This window comes from Microbacterium sp. NPDC055502 (assembly GCF_053643635.1).
Genome location: NZ_JBSHKJ010000003.1, coordinates 105192 through 125085, shown reverse-complemented (window position 1 = coordinate 125085; position 19894 = coordinate 105192). Strand labels below are relative to the sequence as shown.

Below are 19894 nucleotides of genomic sequence, written 5' to 3'. Positions count from 1 at the left end.
GAGCCGCCCTTCGCGCGTCTCGGAGGCGTCCCGGCGTGGGGCGCCTTGGATAGGGTGGGGTCGTGTCCGACCCCACTGGTGCCGCGACCGAGCCCGGTCGTCTCGATGCGGCGGTCGAGCGCGCGACCGCGCTGACGCAGCGCACCCTGGGACTGTTCCCGGTGCGGGTGTGGCGACACTTCCTGCAGCACAACGGCTTCCTGCTCGCCGCGGGCGTGAGCTATCAGGCGCTGTTCGCCATCTTCGCCGCGGTGTACCTGGCCTTCGCCATCGCCGGTCTCTGGCTGGGCGGCAGCGAAGATGCGGTCAACGGCCTCATCGACATCATCAACAACTACATCCCGAACCTGATCCTCGATCAGGGCGGCGTGTTCACACCGCAGCAGGTGCAGGAGATCGCCTCCAACACGACCGGCGTGCTTGGCGTCACCGGCCTCATCGCCCTGGGCACGGTGATCTGGACCGCGATCGGCTGGGTCACCTTCTCCCGCCGCGCCGTGCGAGACATCTTCGGGCTCGAGCCCGACCGCCGCAGCTACCTGCTGCTGAAGGCCCGCGATCTGCTCGCGGCCCTCATCTTCGGGGTGGCCCTGATCCTCGGGTCGGCCCTCAGCTCGGCCAGTGCGGCCGTGCTGCGCTGGCTCCTCACCCTCCTCGGGTGGGACTCCGGATCGGACGGGCTGAACCTCAGCATCCGGATCGGGACCGTGCTCGTGTCCTTCGTGCTCCTGACCGGGGCCCTGGCCGCGATGGTGCGATTCCTCACCGGGACCTCGCTGCACTGGGGAGTGATCTGGCCGGGCGCACTCCTCGGCGGTGCGGCCATGACCGTGCTGCAGTTCGGTGTCGGCTTCCTGCTGAGCTACACGCCGTCGAACCCTCTCCTGGCCACGTTCGCGATCTTCGTCGGACTGCTGCTGTGGTTCCGCGTGAACGGCGTCGTGATGCTCGTCGCGGCGTCGTGGATGGCGGTGACGGCGCAGGACCGCGACCTGCCGCTCCTCGCCCAGACCGAGGCGGAGCGCCGCATCGACGAGCACCGGGCGCTGCTCGTCGCCGCGCGCATCCGAGCCCGAGACGCGCAGGCGGACCGCGATGCCGCCCCCTGGTACCGCGTGTGGGCGACCGAGCGGGCGCTGCGCCGCGCACGGGAGGAAGTGGCGCACCTCGAGGCCACTGCCCCGCCGCCGCTGCCGGCGGGTTCCCCGCTGGCACAGCGTCTGCTCACGGAGCTCAACCACCGCCAGGACCGCGGTGATGTCGGAGGCGCTCGTTAGGCTGGAGGAATGCCTCATCTGCGTATCGCCACGGTCAATGTCAACGGGATCCGAGCGGCGGCTCGCAACGGTATGAGCTCGTGGCTCGACGCGGCGGACATCGACATCCTCACCCTGCAGGAGGTCCGCGGTCAGGACGAGCACATCGAGGCCGCCCTCCCCGGATGGACCTTCGTGCACGACGAGGCGACGGCGAAGGGGCGCGCAGGCGTCGCGATCGCCAGCCGCCTCCCCGCCGTCGCTTCCCGCACCGACTTCGGGCCGGAGGACTTCGATTCGAAGGGTCGCTGGATCGAGGCCGACTACGTGATCGGCGACCGGCCGCTGACGGTGGTCAGCGCCTACGTGCACTCGGGCGAGGCGGACACCCCGAAGCAGGACGAGAAGTGGAAGTTCCTCGACGCGTTCGAGGCCCGACTCGCGTCGCTGAACACCGACGGCGCCCTCGCCCTCGTCACGGGCGACCTCAACGTGGGACACCGCGAGCTCGATATCAAGAACTGGCGCGGGAACCGCACCAAGGCCGGCTTCCTCCCGCGGGAACGCGCGTACTTCGACCGGTTCCTCGGCGAGGCGGGCACGTCGATCACGGGGACCGATGGCTCGGTCGGCACCGGCCTCGGCTGGGTCGATGTCGGGCGCCGCTTCCACGGTGAGGTCGACGGTCCGTACACGTGGTGGTCCATGCGCGGGAAGGCATTCGACAACGACTCCGGGTGGCGCATCGACTACCACCTCGCAACTCCCGCTCTCGCGGAACGGGTCGAGGCTTACCACGTCGCCAGGGCCGCCGCCTACGACCAGCGGTGGAGCGACCACGCACCGGTCGTCGTCGACTACTCGTACTGAGCACGCCTCACCCCGGACACGGATCGGCTCGCTAAGAGCCGGGCTGCGCAGCCGCGTGCCGGTCCTGTTCGCGGTACCACCCGCGGTACTCCAAGACCGTCCCCAGCACCGGGTTCACCGCGCGCATGTCGATCGTGCGACGACGGTGCTCCTCGTCCCAGCCGTCCACGAGATCGACGTGCACGCCGAGGGGTCCGCGGAGCGCGACCCGTCGACCGCACAGACGCAGCGCGACCCGCACCGTGCTCATGCGGAGGAACCCCTCCGATGTCACGGAGCACGCCTCGATCAGCTCGACCCGACCGCGCGAGCCGAGGAGGTTGCGCACCAGTCCAGGGCGGACGCTCACGGTCAGACGGTCGGCGATCTCCTGCGCACCGCGGGAGAAGCCGAACACGCGGACGGAGTCGAGCGTGGCACGCCCCGACGGAGACCGCCCGGACACCGTCATCAGCGTGAAGGGCACCGCGCGGCCCCGGGCGGTGACGAGCAGACGCGGGCCCACGACGGGACGGGCGAGCGCCGACCATCGACCGAAGCGGCTTCCCGCGATCGCGAACACCCCCTCCGCGTGACCGACGGCCGAGGGGCGACGGAACGAGGCGAGCAGTTCCGGGTGCAGTCGCTCCGCCTCCGCTCCGAGGGCGTCGAGGAAGACCTGGCCTCGTGCGGGCGGGGGTGTCTCGGTCATGCCGCCAGCGTAGGCGACGGCCGCGCGGAGGGCCGCGCGACGGGCGCATAGGATTGACGGGTGAACAAGCCTCGTCTCTACTCCGGAATGCAGCCCTCCGCCGACTCCCTCCAGATCGGCAACTACATCGGCGCTCTCCTGCAGTGGCGAGAGCTGCAGAACTCGTACGACGCCTTCTTCTCCGTGGTCGACCTGCACGCCCTGACCGTGGCCCAGGAGCCGGCGGAGCTGCGGGAGAAGACGCGCCGGACGGCTGCGCAGTACATCGCAGCGGGCATCGAGCCCTCGCAGTCGACGCTGTACGTGCAGTCCCACGTGCGCGCACACGCCGAGCTGGCCTGGATCCTCAGCACGATCACCGGCTTCGGCGAGGCCGGTCGCATGACGCAGTTCAAGGACAAGTCCGCCCGGTACGGCGCTGACGCGACCAGCGTCGGACTCTTCACCTATCCAGTGCTCATGGCCGCGGACATCCTCCTCTACCAGACCGACGTCGTGCCGGTCGGCGACGACCAGAAGCAGCACGTCGAGCTCACGCGCGACCTCGCCGAGCGCTTCAACACGCGCTTCGGTCCCACCTTCACGGTGCCGATCCCCGTCATCCAGAAGGAGACGGCACGGATCTACGACCTGCAGAACCCGACCGCGAAGATGTCGAAGTCGGCGGAGAGCGACGCCGGCGTCCTGTGGATGCTCGACGACCCGGCCAAGTCGGCCAAGAAGATCATGCGGGCCGTGACCGACAACGAGGGCTCGGTGCGGTTCGACCGCGAGAACAAGCCCGGTGTCTCGAACCTGCTGACGATCTACGCAGCCCTCACCGGTCGGCAGATCGCCGCGATCGAGGACGAGTACGCGGGCCGTGGCTACGGAGACTTCAAGAAGGGCCTGGCAGAGGTCGTGGTGGCGGAGTTCGGGCCGGTGCGGGAGCGCGCGCTCGAGCTCCTCGACGACCCGGCCGAGCTCGACCGCATCCTCGCCGCGAACGCCGCCCGCGCGGACGCCGTCGCCGATGCGACGCTGTCCGACGTGTACGACCGCGTCGGACTGCTCCGGCGGGTCTGACGGCTGCGGCGCCCGGGGGGCGAAGGCGGCAGCGCCTCTAGGATGGGGGGCGTGACCGATCCCCATCTGCCTCCTCCCCCCGGCGCACGCTCGACCCCCGACGGCCCCCCGCCGGCACCCCCGGCATACGCCCCCGCGCCGTCCGCCGCCCCGGTCCCGCCCGCATACGATGCCGCCCCGGTCCCGCCCGCATACGATGCCGCCCCGGTCCCGCCGTCGTACGCAGCCGCCCCGGTCCCGCCGTCGTACGGCGCTGCCCCGGTACCCCCGGCATACGCCACCGCCCCCGGCGCGTACCCGACCGCGGCTCCGGTCGCACCCGCCGCCCCTCCCGGCGCCTACGCCGTGCCCGTGGGCGGCTACGCGGTGCCGTCCGGGGCCTACAGCGTGCCGGATGCGGCTCCGCAGCGCTCCGGCCTCCTGGGCTCGCTCGCCCTCGTCTTCTCCCTCGTCGCGGCCGTCGTGGCCCCGATCCTCGGCGGCATCAGCGCCTTCGAGATCGGCCGACGACTCCCCTACGGCGTCTCGAGCGGCAATGACCTGAGCGTCCTCAGCCCGGCGCGAGATCAGGTGCTGTGGGCGGAGCTGTCGTTCTGGACCGGGACGGTGTTCGGCGTCGCCGCGCTCGTCCTCGGCATCATCGCGATCCGCCGTCGGCAGGGTCGCGGTGCCGGGATCGCCGCGCTCGTGCTCGCCGTGCTCGGCGTCGTGATCTTCTCCGCCGTCGTGCTCGTGACGTTCGCCGTCGGTGGTGCCGCCGGATTCGCGGGCTCCCCCGCCTGAGCGCACGACCGCTCAGCGGGGCGCGTGGTGCTTCTGCTGCGCGGCCAGGAGCCCCTCGTCCACCAGCAGCTCGACCGCATCGGCGGCATCCGCGACGAGGAGCGGCAGGTTCGCCCGCTCGTCCTTCCCGAACGGGGACAGCACCCAATCGGCGGGGTCCTGACGCCCGGGCGGGCGCCCGATCCCCACGCGCACGCGCGGGAACTCGGGCGTCGTGAGCGCGCGCGCCACGTCGCGCACGCCGTTGTGTCCGCCGTGGCCGCCGCCCGTCTTCAGCTTCACCGTGTCGAACGGGATGTCGAGCTCGTCGTGCACCACGACCACGTGCTCCGGCGCGACGGAGTAGAACCGGGCCAGTGCGGCGACCGGTGTCCCCGAGACGTTCATGAAGGTGTTCGGCTTGGCGAGCACGAGCTTGTCCGCCCCCGGGCGCAGCCACGTCTCCACCACACGAGCACCGCCCTTGTGCTCACGGAACGTCTCGCCGCGCCTGCTCGCCAACTCGTCGACGACCAGCTGGCCGATGTTGTGGCGGGTCGCCTCGTACCGCGGACCCGGGTTGCCGAGTCCGACAACGAGCCAGGTGACTGCCATTCCTCGTCCTCTCTCGCGGGCGCCGCGCACCCGGTCAGGATACGACGGAGGGGACGCGATGCGATCGCGTCCCCTCCGTGGTGAAGCTGTCGGAGATCACTCCGCGGCGGCCTCCTCGGCGGCCTCGGCGGGAGCCTCGCCCTCGGCGGCCTCGGCCTCGTCCTCGACCGGAGCGGCCGGAACGGCGATAGCGACGACCAGGACCTCGGGGTCGGTCAGCAGCGACGAGCCCTTGGGCAGGGTGACGTCGGCGGCCGTGATGTGCGCGCCCTCCTCGAGACCCTCGACCGACACCTCGATGTGCTCCGGGATGTGGGTGGCCTCGGCCTCGACCGACAGCGTGGTCGCGTCGAGGTTGACGATGGTGCCGGGAGCCGACTCGCCCGTGACGACGACGGGAACGTCGATCGCGACCTTCTCGCCCTTCTTCACGACCAGCAGGTCGATGTGCTCGATGACCTGGTGCACCGGGTCCTTCTGCACGTCCTTGACGAGCGCGAGCTGCGAGGTGCCCTCGATGTCGAGGTCGAGCAGCGCGTTCGCGCGACGCACGATCAGCGAGACCTGGTGGCCCGGGAGCGCGACGTGCACGGGCTCGGTGCCGTGGCCGTAGATGACGGCGGGGATCTTGCCGGCGGCGCGCAGACGACGGGCGAAGCCCTTGCCGAAGCTGTTGCGCAGCTCGGCGTGGACCGTGGTGTCTTCAGACATGGGTTCTCCTTCGGGGCACGCAGCGAAGGCGCCGCGCGGTGGTCTTGGAATTGTGAACTCGAACGCGGACGCGTGAGGAAAGCCACCGGGCTTGCTTCGCCGCGTCGATTACGGAGATCCGCGCACGCGCAGAAGCATCCCTCGCCGAGGTACGTGTCCATGGTACCGGATCACCCGATAGGCTGAGGACACCGTCCCTTCTGCAGAACTCGGAGTACCCCCATGCTCGACGGCGCCTTCCTCTCGCACGTCCTCCTCTGGCTCATCGGCGCCATGACGCTCTGCGCCGCGATCGGTACCGCGGGCGCGCTGTTCTCGCTCGGCCGCTCCGGCTACCGCAAGGACTGATCGCCCCTCCGACGCTCCTCGTCCCGCCACGCGGCGACGATGGCGTCGACCTCCCCGGCGGGGTTCCGCGTGGCCTCGACCCGCACCCCGCGCTCGTCGCCCTCCAGCGGCTCCAGCGCCGCGAGCTGCGAGTCCAGCAGCGACGCCGGCATGAAGTGGTCCTCCCTCGCCCGCATCCGCGCGGCCAGCACCGCAGGATCGACGACGAGCTCCGCGAAGAACGCCTCCGCCGCCCCCGCCCTGATCGCCTCGCGGTAGCGACGCCGCAGCGCGGAACAGGCGATCACGATCCGGTCGTGCGCGCGCAGCGTCTCGCCCACGACCCGCAACCACGGCAGGCGGTCCTCGTCGTCGAGCGGGACACCGGCAGCCATCTTGTCGACGCTGGTGAGCGGATGCAGATCGTCACCGTCGACGAACCGCGCGTCCAGCGCCTCCGCGAGGGCCCGGCCCACCGTCGACTTGCCCGAGCCGCTCGGCCCCATCACCACGATGCGGACGCTCATCGCCGCCCGGATCAGTAGAACTCGACGGTGTCGACCACGGCGCGCAGCTCGCGGCCGTCGAGCAGGCGGGTGGCGTTCTCCGCGAAGCGGCGGGCGATGCGCTCCTCCTCGCGGGAGCTGAGCGCCGCGGTGTGCGGACTCACGAGCACGCGCGGGTGCGACCACAGGGGCGAGCCCTCCGGCAGCGGCTCCTCCTCGAACACGTCCAGCCCGGCGAACCCCACGCGCCCGTCGTCCAGCGCCCGCAGCAGCGCGGCCTCGTCGATCACGCTCCCCCGGCCCACGTTGGTGACGATCACCCCGGGGCGCACCGCCCGCAGCACGTCGTCGCCGATCAGGTGCCGGGTCTGCGCGGTACCGGGCAGCGTGACCACGATCGCGTCGACCTCCGCGACCACCTCGCTCAGCGCATCCGGGGAGACGAGCCGCTCGACCCCCTCCACCGGGCGGCCGGAACGGCTCGTGCCCCACACCCGCGCACCCAGCGCATCGAATCGGCGCGCGCACTCCGCTCCGATCCCGCCCAACCCGACGACGAGCACCGTCATCTCCTCGACCTGCCTCATCTCCCACCGCTCGGGCCAGCGACGGTCGCGCTGATCCTCCAGCAGACGCGGCAACCCCTTGGCACCGGCGAGCACGGCGAACACCGCGAACTCGGCGAGCGTGCCACCGTGCACGCCGGCGCTCGTGGTGAAGACGACCCGGTCCAGGTCGGCGCGACCGAGGTCCGCGGCGCGCACCGTGCTCCCGCCGCCCGCCGCCGTGGTCATGACCCAGCGCAGCCGGGGGTTCGCGGACACCGTGCGCGCCAGGGCGCGGGGATCGACGTCCGGGATCCCGAACAACACGTCGGCGGAGTCGACCAGGGCGTCGAAGGCCTCCTGCTGCTGCGGCGTGCGCGTGAACCCGGGGTCGCCCGACCAGTCCGCGGGCCCGCGCATCGGCGGCACGAGCGACGGATCGCTCACCACCTCCAGGCGCGGCTCCAGCTCTTCGATGAGCCGGCACAGCTCCTCGGGCAGCGGCACCGCCACCACGGCGCGCACCTTCTTCTCGGACTCCGTCACGGCGACTCCCTCTCTGCAGGCCTGCTCCGACCAGCGTAGAGGTCGAGGCGGGCCGCACCGCCGCGGCCTCACGGGGACACGATCGCGCACCGACCGACCGCACAGCGATACGCTGAACACAACCCTTCTTCACGATCGAGGAGCCCTCTGTGCCCGAAGCATCAGCGAACATCGGAGTCGTCGGACTCGCCGTCATGGGGTCGAACCTCGCCCGCAACCTCGCCAGCCGCGAGGGCAACACCGTGGCGATCTTCAACCGCAGCTACGAGAAGACCGAGACCCTCCTCGAGGAGCATCCGGAAGCCGGCTTCATCCCCGCCCGGACGTACCAGGAGTTCGCCGATGCGCTGCAGAAGCCGCGCACGGCCATCATCATGGTCAAGGCGGGTGCCCCGACCGACGCGGTGATCGATTCGCTGGTCGAGGTGTTCGAGCCGGGCGACATCATCGTCGACGGCGGCAACGCCTACTTCCCCGACACCATCCGCCGCGAGAAGGCCGTGCGGGAGACGGGCATCAACTTCGTCGGCGCAGGCATCTCCGGCGGCGAAGAGGGTGCGCTCACCGGTCCCTCGATCATGCCCGGCGGCTCCGACGAGTCGTGGGTCACGCTCGGCCCGATCCTCAAGTCGATCGCGGCGGTCGCCGAGGGCGAACCGTGCGTCACGCACGTGGGTCACGACGGTGCCGGCCACTTCGTCAAGATGGTGCACAACGGCATCGAGTACGCCGACATGCAGCTGATCGCCGAGGCCTACGACCTCATCCGTCGCGGCACCGGCAAGTCGCCCGCCGAGATCGCCGAGATCTTCGCGGAGTGGAACCGCGGCGAGCTCGAGTCGTACCTGATCGAGATCACCGCCGAGATGCTCCGTCAGGTGGATGCGGAGACCGGCAAGCCCCTCGTCGATGTGATCCTCGACCAGGCCGGCGCCAAGGGCACCGGCGCCTGGACCGTGCAGACCGCGCTGTCGCTCGGCGTCCCGGTCTCCGGCATCGCCGAGGCGACCTTCGCCCGCTCGCTCTCCTCGCACCCCGAGCAGCGCGCCGTCGCCGCGTCGCTCCCCGGACCCGACGAGGAGTTCACCGTGCCGGCCGATCAGGTCGATGCGTTCATCGAGGACGTGCGCCTGGCGCTCTACGCGTCGAAGATCGTCGCGTACTCGCAGGGCTTCGACGAGATCCGCGCGGGGGCCGCCGAGTACGGCTGGAACATCGACCTCGGCGCGATCTCCAAGATCTGGCGCGGCGGCTGCATCATCCGGGCGCAGTTCCTGAACCGGATCGCGGACGCCTACGCCGAGACGCCCGACCTTCCCGTGCTGATGACGGCGCCGTACTTCGCCGAGGCGCTGACCCGCGCCCAGTCCGCCTGGCGCCGCGTCGTGGTGACGGCCGCGCAGTCGGGCATCCCCGCCCCGGCGTTCTCGTCGTCGCTGTCGTACTACGACGGCATCCGCGCCGACCGGCTCCCCGCCGCGCTCGTGCAGGGCCAGCGCGACTTCTTCGGCGCCCACACCTACAAGCGCATCGATAAGGACGGCACGTTCCACACGCTGTGGTCGGGCGACCGCACCGAGATCGAGGCCGAGGACACGCACTGACGCCTCCGTGCGACGAGGGCCCGGGAACCGCATGGTTCCCGGGCCCTCGTGCGTCGTCGCTCAGACGCTGATGTTGTGGTTGCGGCGGAACAGGTTCTGCGGGTCCCACTGCCGCTTGACGTCGCGGAGCCGGGCGAACGCGTCTTCGGCATACATGCCGGCGACCGTCTCGGACTGCTCCGTGTCGACGAAGTTGCTGTACTCGGCGAGGCGCCCCGCGGCGATCCGCTGGACCTCGACGGCAGCGCGCTCGCGCGCGGCATCGTCGAGCAGTCCGGGGATGTCGAAGGCGGCCGCCATCACGAACCAGGTCGCGGAACGGGCGGGGAACGCGGTCGCCTCCTGGGGCACGTCGGCGAAGGCGCCGCCGAGCGAACGCAGGAACACGACCGACGCCGGATAGGCGCTCCGGAAGGCGATCAGGCGGTCGATCAGCTCATCATCGAGGTCGGACATGAGCCCGTTGGCCGCGATGAACCCGGGAGGAGCGGGGGCCTCCTCCCCCTCGGGCTGCGGCATCTCCAGCAGGATGTCGCGGTAGGCCGGCGTACTGACCTCACTGTGCACGCCATCGAGCGCGGCGATCGGGGCGAGGGCGGCCTGCAGCGCCTCGGGCTCGGGGCCGGCCCAGACCGCGGTGAGCCTGGCGCCCGCCGGAGCACTCGGGTCCATGGGCGGCACGTCCATGAACGTGACGGTGAGCTCGCGCGGGGCATCGCGCATCAGGTCGCGTGTCGCCCGGAGGACGTCGGTGGCATCACCGTCGACGACGTTCTCGGCCAGCGCGATGCCCGGGAGCCGGTGCGCCTCGAAGTCGAAGCGGGTGACGATGCCGAAGTTGCCGCCACCGCCGCGCAGCGCCCAGAACAGCTCGGGGTGCTCGTCGGCGGAGGTCTCGATCACGTCGCCGGTCGCGGTCACGACCTGCGCGCCGACCAGCTGGTCGACCGCGAGGCCCCAGGCCCGGACCATCCAGCCGATGCCGCCGCCGAGGGTGAGACCGCCCACGCCGACGCTCGCGGTGTCGCCCGAGCTGAGCGCGAGGCCGTGGTTCGCGAGCTCCGCGGCCACGTGGCCCCAGACGGCGCCGCCGCCGATGCGGACCCTCGTGCCCTCGACCTCGACGGAGGACAGGGCGCCGAGCTCGATGCGGATGCCGGGTGCGGGGGCGTGCGACCAGGGGCCGTGGCCGCCGGAGACGACGGTCAGCGGGACGGGTTCCCGCGCGGCGCGACGGACGAGGTCGGCGACCTCGGAGACGGTGGAGGGACGGTGGACGATGGGGGAAGGATGCTCGACGCTGTCGGTCATGAGCACACGGTAGACCCGGGCGCAGACATTCGGGAGGGCTGTTCCCAGAGAACACATAGCGGCCTCCATAGAAATCGCATAGGAGATTCCGCAGAATAGACGCTATGACCAGCGACCTGCCCGAACTGCGCCGCCCCGACGGCTCCCCTCTGCGCATCCTCGCCGTGGACGACGAGCAGATGCTCACCGACCTGCTCGCCATGGCCCTGCGGATGGAGGGGTGGGAGGTGCGCACCGCGTCGTCCGGCCTCGAGGCCATCCAGGTGGCCAAGGAGTTCGAGCCGGACGCGCTCGTGCTCGACATCATGATGCCCGACCTCGACGGGATGTCCGTGCTCAAGCGGCTCCGCGATGCGGGCAACCTCGTGCCCGTGCTGTTCCTCACGGCCAAGGACGCCGTCGGCGACCGCGTGGCGGGCCTCACCGCCGGCGGCGACGACTACGTGACCAAGCCGTTCAGCCTCGAAGAGGTGATCGCCCGCCTGCGCGCGATCATCCGCCGCACCGGTCACGCGACCGCAGACGACGGGCAGTCCATCCTCCGCGTGGCCGACCTCACGCTCAACGAGGACAGCCACGAGGTCGTGCGCGACGGCACCGAGATCGAGCTGACCGCGACCGAGTTCGAGCTGCTGCGCTACCTGATGCGCAACGAGCGCCGCGTGCTGTCGAAGGCGCAGATCCTCGACCGGGTGTGGAGCTACGACTTCGGCGGGAAGTCGTCGGTGGTCGAGCTGTACATCTCCTACCTGCGCAAGAAGATCGACGCCGGACGCACTCCTCTGCTGCACACGGTGCGCGGCGTCGGCTACATGATCAAGGCCCCGCAGTGAGCGGAGCGACGATGACGCGACGCCCCATGAGCCTGCAGACGCGGCTCATGACGGCCGTGATCGGCTTCGTGTCGCTCATCCTCGTCATCGTCGCCATCATCACCAGCGCCACCCTCGGCAGCACGCTCGAACAGCAGCTCGACGACAAGGTCAAGGGCTACGCCGTCACGATCCGCGACCAGGTCGTCGAGCGGGTCGCGCCGTCCGATGCGACCGTCGAGAACATCCTCTACCGCATCGACCCCGTGCCGGGGCTGCTGCTCTCGGTGGGAAGCCCCGTCGCCGGTGCCACGGGCGTCGCGTTCCACGACAACCGCGCCGAGCTCAGCAACCGGTCGACCACCCTCACCTCCGAGCAGCTGCGACAGCTGTACGGCACGGTCGCCCTCGGCACCCAGGGCACCATCACGTTCGACGGGCTCGGCTCGTACCGCGTCTTCGCGACCACCGCGAGCAACGGCGTCGTCGTGGTCACCGGCCTCCCCCGCGACGAGATCCAGAACCAGCTCACGCAGCTGCTCACCGTGATCGTGCTCGCGACCGTGGGCGGCCTGATCCTCCTCGCCCTCACCACCGCGGTGACCATCCGGGTGAGCCTTCGTCCGCTGCGCGCGGTCGCCGCGACCGCCACCCGGGTCGCGAACCAGCAGCTCGACCGCGGCGAGGTCAGCATCACCGAGCGCGTGCCGCCCGCCGAGGCCGATCCGCGCACGGAGACCGGGCTGGTGGGCGCGGCGCTCAACAAGCTGCTCGACCACGTGGACGTCTCCCTCGCCGCTCGGCAGAAGAACGAGGAGCGCATGCGGCAGTTCGTCGCCGACGCGAGCCACGAGCTGCGCACCCCGCTCGCCTCGATCCGCGGCTACTCCGAGCTCTCCCTGCGCGCGCTCCGTCAGGCGGACGCCGCGACCGACCCCGCCAAGGCCCCCGAGGCGATCGAGGGCACCACGTCGTCGCTCGAGCGCATCCAGGCGCAGTCGCTGCGCATGACCAGGCTCGTGGAGGACCTGCTGCTGCTCGCCCGGCTCGACGAGGGCCGCGAGCTCGTCTACAGCAACGTCGACCTCGCGCAGCTCGCGCTGGAGGGCCTCTCCGACGCGCGGCCGACCGCACCCGAGCACCACTGGAGCATCGAGGTCCCGGACGAGCCGGTGCTGATCCTGGGCGATGCCGGGCGCATGCACCAGGTGGTGGCGAACCTGCTCGCGAACGCCAGGGCACACACCCCGGCGGGGACCACGGTGACGCTCAGCGTCGCCAGGGAGGGCGACGACGCCGTGCTCCGCGTGCACGACGACGGGCCGGGCATCGACCCCGCGATCCGCGACGAGCTCTTCGCCCGCTTCGCCCGCGGTGACACCTCGCGCGCCCGTCAGACCGGCGGCACCGGGCTCGGCCTCGCGATCGTGAAGGCCATCGTCGAGGGGCACGGGGGCGTGATCGACGTGACCAGCGAGCCGGGTGACACCACCTTCACGGTGCGGATCCCGTCCGCGCCCGCTCCGGCCCCCGCTCAGTAACCCGCGAACGCATCGGTCGTGAGGCTGCGCGCCCTCTGCAGCGCCGGCGCGAGGTCGGCGATCAGCCGCGGCGGTCCGGAGATGAACGCGTGCCGCTCGGCCAGGTCGGGCACGGCCTGCTCGAGCGACTCCGCACCCAGGCGCGCGCCCCGCGCCCAGGACCAGTGCGCGGGAAGCCCGGTGGGCTCGTCGCGCGTGAACACCACCGTCCGCACGCCGGTCGCCTCCAGCTCCTCCCGGAACGCGAGCTCCGCGGCCTCCGCGGCGACGTAGACCAGCACCACGTCGCGCTGCTGACCCGTGGCCCGCAGCTGCCGCAACTGCGACACGAACGGCGTCACGCCGATGCCCGCCGCGACCATGAGCACGGGCTGCTCGCCGCGCGGCAGGACGAAGTCGCCCCACGTGCCGGTGACCGCGAACGTCGCCCCCGGCTCCGCGGCCGCCAGCGCGCGCTTGTAGCTGGACGGGTGCTTCTGGTCGCCGTTCTTGTACGCGATGCGCAGCGTCGGCAGGTCGGCCGGTGCCGAGACGATGCTGAACTCCCGTCGAGTGCCCCGCGCGTCGGGACGGCGGTGCGGCACGTCCAGCTCGAGGTACTGGCCGGCGAGGAACCGGACCCGCCCCTTCGCGCGGAACGTGAGCTCCTGCGCGGTCGGGGTGACGAAGGTGCGACGCTCCAGCACGAGCCGCACCGAGCCGCGCAGCGCGAACGCGAAGGCGAGCAGGTTGCCGATCAGCAGCGCCCGCTCCTGGCCGAGCGTGAACAGCCCGGCCACCGAGATCGGCCAGCCGGCGAGCACGCCGACCAGGACCGCGACCGCGAGCTGCTGTCGCCGTCGTGGCGGGAGCGTGAGCGGCTCGGACAGCATGAACGCGCCGAGGAACAGGAACGGCGACTGCAGCACCGCGAACGACAGCGCCGTGACGAGGTCGAACGGGATGTCGAACTGCGCCGCCTGCACGGCCTGGCGCACCAGGGACGTGGCCACCGCGGCCACGAGGAAGAGCGACACGACCCGGATCTTCTCGGTGCGCCAGAGCACGGCGAGCCCGAGCAGCACCACCGGCACGGCGAGCACCGGAGTGCCGACCCACCACGACGACGAAGTGCCCAGCCACGCGAAGGCTCCGAACGCGCCGAGGATCGAGACGACCGCCGCACCGAAGGCCGCCGGGTTGAAGATGTGGCGGCCGCGCCAGGCGATCACGTACTTCGACACGCTCGCCACGGCGCCCGCGATCGCGAGCCCGAGCAGGGCTGCGGGCTCCACACCGGGACGCAGCACGAACAGCAGGATGAGCGCGGTCACCAGCGACGACTCGATCCGCCACGGCAGCCGGAGGATGCGCTGCGCCGCCGCGTCCACCGCCGAGATCACGGCCGCGAGCACCACGAACGACACCACGAGCTCGACGGGCGTCGGCGACACGATCACCCCGAACAGCGACAGGACGAGGGCGATCGCGGCGAGGGCGATGAGGGCGAACAGCACCAGGCGGTACATCGACAGCGCGCCCAGCACGGCGAGGACGCGCTGGCGTGCAGCGGCGAATGTCGTGATCACGGTTCCACTCTTCCCTAGTCAGCGGCCGCCCGGCCAGGCCCGCCCACCGTGAACAGCTCGGCCGGACAGCCCGGCGACCACTGCAGGCGCCCATCGGTGGTCATGCGCACCCACTCCACGCCCCAGGCCAGGGCGAGCGCCGGGCCCCCGTCGAAGAACAGCGCGGTGGCCACGGCGTCGGCGATCATCGCGTCGGGCGCCAGCGCCCAGGTCGCCGCCCAGGTGCGCACGGGCACCCCGGTGCGGGCGTCCAGCACGTGATGCAGCCCGTCTCCCCACGCGCGGCGGTTCACGGCCGAGGCGCACAGCGCGCCGTCACGCACCTCGACCACGCCCACGGCCTTCCGCGGGTCGTACGGATGCTCCAGGGCGACGCGCTCACCGGAGCCGCGGACCCGGAGGTCACCGCCCGCGTCGACCACGACGTCGTCCGGCACCTCCGCCAGTTCCGTCATCACCAGGTCCACCAGGCGACCCTTGCCGAGCGCGCCGACGTCGAGCAGGGCCGGAGCCGACGCGGTCACCCCGGTCGAGGTCCACGAGACCCGCTCCGTCCAGTCCGCGGGCGCGGCGAGCGGGTCCCGCGGCACGAGCGAGTACTCCCGGTCGTAGCCCAGGGCGGCGAGACTGTCGGCGACGAGAGGGTTGACGGCCCCGTCGGTCGCCGTGGTCAGCGCGCGATACGCGTCGAGCATGGGCGCCGCGTCGGCGGAGGCCAGCGTCCCGCCCTCGCGCCCGAGCCGCGAGACCTCCGAGTCGGCCCGGAACCGCGACCAGGCGCGGTCGAACCTCTCGATCACCGCCGACACGGCGGATCGGACGGGCTCCGGGAGCGGCGATGACGTCTCGATCTCCCAGTGCGTGCCGATCGCCTCGAAACGCCAACCCGCCATGACGAGGCCCCGCGCTCAGGAGGCGGCCTGCTCCTTGATCGACTCGAGCGCGTCGTTGAAGCCGCCGCTGGTGAGCGACGACCCCGCGACGCGGCTCACGTTCAGCTCGTCGATGGGCTTGCCCACGACCTCGTCCGCGATGCCGTCGATGAACTGGCCCTGATACTGCTCGGTCTCGGGTGCCTTCGGGTCGCCCGTCACCTCGACGTCGGTCACGACGCCGTCCGCGAGCGTGAGAGTGACCGAGATCTGCTCGACCGTCTCCGGGGTCTGGTACGACCCCTCGGCGGTGTAGGTGCCGTCGTTGTAGGAGCCCGCGGCGTCGCCCCCGCCGGACGACGAGCTCGAACCCGTCGGCGCCGTCGAAGCGTTCGACGAGTCGGCGGCGTCGGGGGTGCCCGCGCACCCCGCGAGCACGACCAGGCCGGCGACCCCGAGAAGCGCGGAACCGGTGCGGACGGACGTGGGTACGGTCGTGCGGATCATGGGGGCCTCCGTGGGTCGGGGTCTGTCGATCCTTCGACGGTAGGGACCGCGCCTATGCTCCGGCTGTGCTGTGCCGATGCGTCAGGCGTCGCCGCCGAACATGCTCGTCACGGAGCCGTCCTCGAACACCTCGTGGATCGCCCTGGCCAGCAGGGGGGCGATCGGCAGGATCGTGAGGTTGTCCCAGCGGCGCGACGCCGACAGCGGGATCGTGTCCGTCACGACGACCTCATCGATCGAGGCGTCCTGCAACCGCTCCGAGGCGGGGTCGCTGAAGATCGCGTGGGTCGCGGCCACGATCACACGGTGCGCGCCGTTGGCCTTGAGCGCCTGAGCGGCCTTCACGATCGTGCCACCGGTGTCGATCATGTCGTCGACCAGGAGGCACGTGCGCCCCTCGACGGCGCCGACGATCTCGTGCACCGACACCTGGTTGGCGACCTTCGGGTCGCGGCGCTTGTGGATGATCGCCAGCGGCGCACCGAGGCTGTCCGACCACGTGTCGGCGACGCGGACGCGGCCCATGTCGGGCGACACGACCGTGAGGATCTCGCGGTCCTCCGGGCTCAGCGTGCGCTCGAAGTGGTCGAGCAGCACCGGCTTGGCGAAGAGATGGTCGACCGGGCCGTCGAAGAAGCCCTGGATCTGCGCCGCGTGCAGGTCGACGCTCATGACGCGGTCGGCGCCGGCCGTCTTGAGCAGGTCGGCGACCAGGCGGGCGCTGATCGGCTCACGGCCGCGGCCCTTCTTGTCCTGGCGCGAATACGGGTAATAGGGGGCGACGACGGTGATGCGCTTGGCCGACGCGCGCTTGGCGGCGTCGATCATGATGAGCGTCTCCATGAGCCACTCGTTCACCGGTTCGCCGAAGGTCTGGATGAGGAAGAGGTCGACGCCGCGGATCGAGACCTCGAAGCGGGCGTAGATCTCCCCCGACGCGAACGTGCGGTGCTCCACCGGCGCGATCTCGGTGCCCAGGGCCTCGGCGACGGCCGCTGTCAGCTCGGGGTGGGAGCGCCCGCCCGCGACGACGAGCCGCTTCTTGGTCTTCGCGATGATCCCGGGGGCCACCCCGTTGTCGCGATCCAGGTCGACCGTCTTCTTCTTCCGGGCCATGCTCCGCCTATTCCGCCGTGTTCTCCCGGGCCGCGGCGTCCGCCGCCCCCGTGCCTGCTCTGTTCTTCTCGACCCACCCCTCGACGTTGCGCTGGGGGGCCACGCTCATGGCCAGGGCACCGGCGGGGACGTCCTTGCGGACGACGGCGCCGGCACCGGTCTTCGCACCAGCACCCAGCCTAACGGGCGCGACCAGGACCGTGTGCGAGCCGGTGTGGACCTCGTCGCCGATCTCGGTGCGGTGCTTGTTCACGTCGTCGTAGTTGGCGGTGATGGTGCTCGCGCCCAGGTTGACCCCGCGGCCGATCGTCGCATCCCCCACGTAAGAGAGGTGCGGCACCTTGCTGCCCTCGCCGATCTCGGCGTTCTTCGTCTCGACGTACGCGCCGATCTTGCCCTTGGCGCCCAGCACGGTGCCGGGACGGAGGAAGGAGAAGGGCCCGACGGTCGCCTCTGCGCCGATCACGGCGAGCGTGGCGTCGGTGCGCCGCACCACCGCGTCCTCCCCCACCTCGCAGGTCACCAGCGTCGTGTCGGGACCGATCGTGGCGCCCGCGGCGACGGTGGTCGCGCGCAGGATCTGCGTGTTCGGCAGGAGCGTCACGTCGGGCGCCAGGGTGACGTCGTCGTCGATCCACGTGGTCGCCGGATCGATCACCGTGACGCCCTCGAGCTGCCAGCGGCGCACGATGCGGGCGTTCAAGCGGCGGCCGACCTCGGCGAGCTGCGCACGGTCGTTCACCCCGAACGTGACCTCGACGTCGTCGACGACCGAGGCGGCCACGCGGTCGCCGTCACGGCGCAGCAGCCCGGGCACATCGGTCAGGTACATCTCGCCCTGCGCGTTGTCGACGCCCACCTGCGGCAGGTACGTGCGCAGCGTCGCGGCACGGAACACGTACATGCCGGCGTTGATCTCGGTGACCGCGGCCTCCTCGGCCGTCGCGTCCTTCTGCTCGACGATGCGGTCGACACCGCCGTCCGCGTCGCGGATCACCCGGCCGTAGCCGGTGGGGTCGTCGACCAGGGCCGTCATGAGGGTGGCCGCCGCACCGGAGGCGCGGTGCTCCTCCAGGAACGCGGTGAGCGTCTCGGCGTCCGCGAGCGGGCAGTCGCCCGAGAGCACGAGCACATCGCCGTCGAAGTCGCCGGGCAGCGCATCGACCGCAACCTGCACGGCCCGCCCCGTGCCCGGCACCTCGTCCTGGTCGACGAACACCGCATCGGGGTAGTCCTCCGCGAGCGCGGCCACCACCTGGTCGCGCTCGTGACGCACGACGACCTCGATGTGCGCGGCCTGCAGCCGACGCGCCGTGGTGAGCACGTGCCCGACGAGCGGTCGGCCGCCGATGGGGTGCAGCACCTTGGGCAGCCGCGACTTCATGCGGGTGCCCTGACCTGCGGCGAGGACGACGATGGCGAGATTGTTCCCAGTCATGCTCCGCCGCCAGGACTCGAACCTAGACCTCACAGCTCCAAAGGCTGTCGTGCTGCCATTACACCACGGCGGACCGCGGCCCCCGCGTGGGCACCGCCCGACAAGTCTGCCACGTCCCCGCTCGTGTTCCGATGCACGCCCGGGTGGCCGACATCGCGACGAAACACGGCTCTGCGATGCTGGGGCCATGAGCGACGTCGTCATCACCCGCATCGCCTCCGCCACGCCGGACCTCGCGGCGTTCGTGTCCGCGCATCACGCCGAGATGCAGGGCACCGCGCCACCCGAGAGCCAGCACGCCCTGCCCATCGACGGACTCCTCGCACCGCACGTGCGCCTGTTCGCCGCCACCCTGGACGACCGCATCGTCGGCACGGGCGCCCTCGCCACGGTCGACCACGGGCACGAGGAGCTCAAGTCGATGCGCACCGACCCCGCACTGCGCGGCCGCGGCATCGGACGCACCCTGGTACGGTTCCTCCTCGACGACGCCACCGCCCGCGGGGTGCGCCGGGTGTCGCTGGAGACCGGGCGCGACGACTTCTTCCTGCCCGCGGTCGCGATGTACACCCGCGCGGGCTTCCGCGAGTGCGCGGCGTTCGGCCGCTACCGGCCGGATCCGCACAGCGTGTTCCTGACCCGGGAGCTGCCCGCCCGCGGGTCGGCGGACGACGGGGCGCACGCGATAATGAACGCATGAGCGAGGTGGATGAGGTCGACCGGATCGTCGGCGCGTGGAACACGCAGCGCCCCGACCTCGACTTCTCCCCGCTCGAGGTGCTGTCGCGGATGGACCGGCTGTCGCGTCACCTCGACCGCGCCCGCCGCGAGGTGTTCCGCCGCAGCGACCTCGAGTCGTGGGAGTGGGACGTGCTGTCGGCGCTGCGCCGCGCCGGCGCCCCCTTCCAGCTCTCCCCGAAGCAGCTGCTGCAGCAGACCCTCGTGTCCAGCGGCACCATGACCAACCGGATCGACCGGCTGGTCGGGCGGCGGCTGGTGCGCAGGGAGGCCGACCCCGGCGACGGCCGCAGCGTGCTGGTGACGCTCACCGACGACGGGCGTATCCGGGTGGACGCGGCGATCACCCGGCTGGTCGACGCGGAGGCCGAGCTGCTCAGGGCACTGTCGCGCGGCGACCGCGAACGGCTCGCCGGTCTGCTGCGCAAGCTCAGCCTGAGCTTCGACGCCTGACGCCGCTCACGCGTGCGCGGCGGATGTCGGCGGCCCGGGG

Annotated in this window: 21 protein-coding genes and 1 tRNA gene; 10 read left to right on the top strand and 12 right to left on the bottom strand. The window is 71.5% G+C overall.

What is annotated here, in order from left to right; genetic code table 11:
• Window positions 1-62: 62 nt before the first annotated feature.
• Window positions 63-1277 (top strand): YihY/virulence factor BrkB family protein, encoded by a 1215-nt coding sequence (locus ACWH95_RS16900; protein ID WP_247981943.1) that lies wholly within the window; start codon window positions 63-65, stop codon window positions 1275-1277.
• A 9-nt stretch (window positions 1278-1286) separates the two neighbouring features.
• Complete coding sequence (locus ACWH95_RS16895) at window positions 1287-2126, top strand: exodeoxyribonuclease III (protein ID WP_136030390.1); 840 nt, start codon at window positions 1287-1289, stop codon at window positions 2124-2126.
• Window positions 2127-2157: 31 nt separating this feature from the next.
• On the opposite strand, the gene ACWH95_RS16890 is transcribed toward ACWH95_RS16895, so the two are convergent.
• On the bottom strand, window positions 2158-2817 hold the full coding sequence (locus ACWH95_RS16890) for a DUF4166 domain-containing protein (protein ID WP_454121053.1): 660 nt from the start codon (window positions 2815-2817) through the stop codon (window positions 2158-2160).
• A gap of 60 nt (window positions 2818-2877) precedes the next feature.
• Between ACWH95_RS16890 and trpS the strand changes: the two genes are divergently transcribed.
• A complete protein-coding gene (gene trpS, locus ACWH95_RS16885; RefSeq protein ID WP_136044440.1) occupies window positions 2878-3882 on the top strand; it encodes a tryptophan--tRNA ligase in 1005 nt (334 codons plus the stop codon).
• A 51-nt stretch (window positions 3883-3933) separates the two neighbouring features.
• Complete coding sequence (locus tag ACWH95_RS16880; RefSeq protein ID WP_454121052.1) at window positions 3934-4665, top strand: hypothetical protein; 732 nt, start codon at window positions 3934-3936, stop codon at window positions 4663-4665.
• Between the two features lie 12 nt (window positions 4666-4677).
• On the opposite strand, the gene pth is transcribed toward ACWH95_RS16880, so the two are convergent.
• On the bottom strand, window positions 4678-5259 hold the full coding sequence (gene pth, locus ACWH95_RS16875; protein ID WP_136036311.1) for an aminoacyl-tRNA hydrolase: 582 nt from the start codon (window positions 5257-5259) through the stop codon (window positions 4678-4680).
• Window positions 5260-5355: 96 nt separating this feature from the next.
• The gene (locus ACWH95_RS16870; RefSeq protein ID WP_454121051.1) at window positions 5356-5970 is read right to left on the bottom strand and encodes a 50S ribosomal protein L25/general stress protein Ctc; all 615 of its coding nucleotides are present in this window, start codon (window positions 5968-5970) and stop codon (window positions 5356-5358) included.
• Window positions 5971-6192: 222 nt separating this feature from the next.
• On the opposite strand from ACWH95_RS16870, the gene ACWH95_RS16865 reads away from it, so the two are divergent.
• Window positions 6193-6318 (top strand): hypothetical protein, encoded by a 126-nt coding sequence (locus ACWH95_RS16865; RefSeq protein ID WP_275090547.1) that lies wholly within the window; start codon window positions 6193-6195, stop codon window positions 6316-6318.
• On the opposite strand, the gene ACWH95_RS16860 is transcribed toward ACWH95_RS16865, so the two are convergent.
• Window positions 6303-6824 (bottom strand): gluconokinase, encoded by a 522-nt coding sequence (locus tag ACWH95_RS16860; RefSeq protein ID WP_454121050.1) that lies wholly within the window; start codon window positions 6822-6824, stop codon window positions 6303-6305. The two genes, ACWH95_RS16865 and ACWH95_RS16860, sit on opposite strands and share 16 nt — an antisense overlap.
• Before the next feature lie 11 nt (window positions 6825-6835).
• Window positions 6836-7894: a D-2-hydroxyacid dehydrogenase gene (locus ACWH95_RS16855; RefSeq protein WP_247639055.1), complete on the bottom strand. Its 1059-nt coding sequence runs from the start codon at window positions 7892-7894 to the stop codon at window positions 6836-6838.
• Window positions 7895-8043: 149 nt separating this feature from the next.
• On the opposite strand from ACWH95_RS16855, the gene gndA reads away from it, so the two are divergent.
• On the top strand, window positions 8044-9498 hold the full coding sequence (gene gndA / locus ACWH95_RS16850) for an NADP-dependent phosphogluconate dehydrogenase (RefSeq protein ID WP_454121049.1): 1455 nt from the start codon (window positions 8044-8046) through the stop codon (window positions 9496-9498).
• Window positions 9499-9558: 60 nt separating this feature from the next.
• Here the strand turns inward: gndA and ACWH95_RS16845 are convergent, their stop codons facing one another.
• Window positions 9559-10809 carry an FAD-binding oxidoreductase gene (locus ACWH95_RS16845; RefSeq protein WP_454121048.1) on the bottom strand — a complete coding sequence of 417 codons (1251 nt, stop codon included), beginning with the start codon at window positions 10807-10809 and terminating at the stop codon, window positions 9559-9561.
• Between the two features lie 104 nt (window positions 10810-10913).
• Here ACWH95_RS16845 and ACWH95_RS16840 point away from each other — a divergent pair, with 104 nt between their 5' ends.
• Both ACWH95_RS16840 and ACWH95_RS16835 read left to right on the top strand, forming a co-directional pair.
• Entirely contained in the window at window positions 10914-11642 is a 729-nt protein-coding gene (locus ACWH95_RS16840; protein ID WP_136030408.1) for a response regulator transcription factor, read from the top strand.
• Between the two features lie 11 nt (window positions 11643-11653).
• Entirely contained in the window at window positions 11654-13162 is a 1509-nt protein-coding gene (locus ACWH95_RS16835; RefSeq protein WP_240753228.1) for a sensor histidine kinase, read from the top strand.
• Here the strand turns inward: ACWH95_RS16835 and ACWH95_RS16830 are convergent.
• From ACWH95_RS16830 to ACWH95_RS16805, 6 genes are all read right to left on the bottom strand, one after another.
• The gene (locus ACWH95_RS16830) at window positions 13156-14730 is read right to left on the bottom strand and encodes an FAD-dependent oxidoreductase (RefSeq protein WP_136030410.1); all 1575 of its coding nucleotides are present in this window, start codon (window positions 14728-14730) and stop codon (window positions 13156-13158) included. The genes ACWH95_RS16835 and ACWH95_RS16830 overlap by 7 nt on opposite strands.
• 14 nt (window positions 14731-14744) lie before the next feature.
• A complete protein-coding gene (locus ACWH95_RS16825) occupies window positions 14745-15623 on the bottom strand; it encodes an FAD:protein FMN transferase (protein WP_206253094.1) in 879 nt (292 codons plus the stop codon).
• Between the two features lie 15 nt (window positions 15624-15638).
• Window positions 15639-16109, bottom strand: a complete 471-nt coding sequence (locus ACWH95_RS16820) for an FMN-binding protein (protein ID WP_136030415.1) — start codon at window positions 16107-16109, stop codon at window positions 15639-15641.
• Window positions 16110-16190: 81 nt separating this feature from the next.
• The gene (locus ACWH95_RS16815; RefSeq protein WP_136030418.1) at window positions 16191-17225 is read right to left on the bottom strand and encodes a ribose-phosphate diphosphokinase; all 1035 of its coding nucleotides are present in this window, start codon (window positions 17223-17225) and stop codon (window positions 16191-16193) included.
• 7 nt (window positions 17226-17232) lie between these two features.
• Complete coding sequence (gene glmU / locus ACWH95_RS16810) at window positions 17233-18663, bottom strand: bifunctional UDP-N-acetylglucosamine diphosphorylase/glucosamine-1-phosphate N-acetyltransferase GlmU (protein WP_136030420.1); 1431 nt, start codon at window positions 18661-18663, stop codon at window positions 17233-17235.
• 1 nt (window position 18664) lies between these two features.
• Window positions 18665-18736: transfer RNA gene (locus ACWH95_RS16805), tRNA-Gln, on the bottom strand.
• A gap of 114 nt (window positions 18737-18850) precedes the next feature.
• Between ACWH95_RS16805 and ACWH95_RS16800 the strand changes: the two genes are divergently transcribed.
• Together ACWH95_RS16800 and ACWH95_RS16795 are read left to right on the top strand one after the other, a co-directional pair.
• The gene (locus ACWH95_RS16800) at window positions 18851-19363 is read left to right on the top strand and encodes a GNAT family N-acetyltransferase (protein WP_378803910.1); all 513 of its coding nucleotides are present in this window, start codon (window positions 18851-18853) and stop codon (window positions 19361-19363) included.
• Window positions 19360-19854, top strand: a complete 495-nt coding sequence (locus ACWH95_RS16795) for a MarR family winged helix-turn-helix transcriptional regulator (protein ID WP_136030425.1) — start codon at window positions 19360-19362, stop codon at window positions 19852-19854. The genes ACWH95_RS16800 and ACWH95_RS16795 overlap by 4 nt, the downstream gene beginning before the upstream one ends.
• The last annotated feature ends 40 nt before the right edge of the window (window positions 19855-19894 follow it).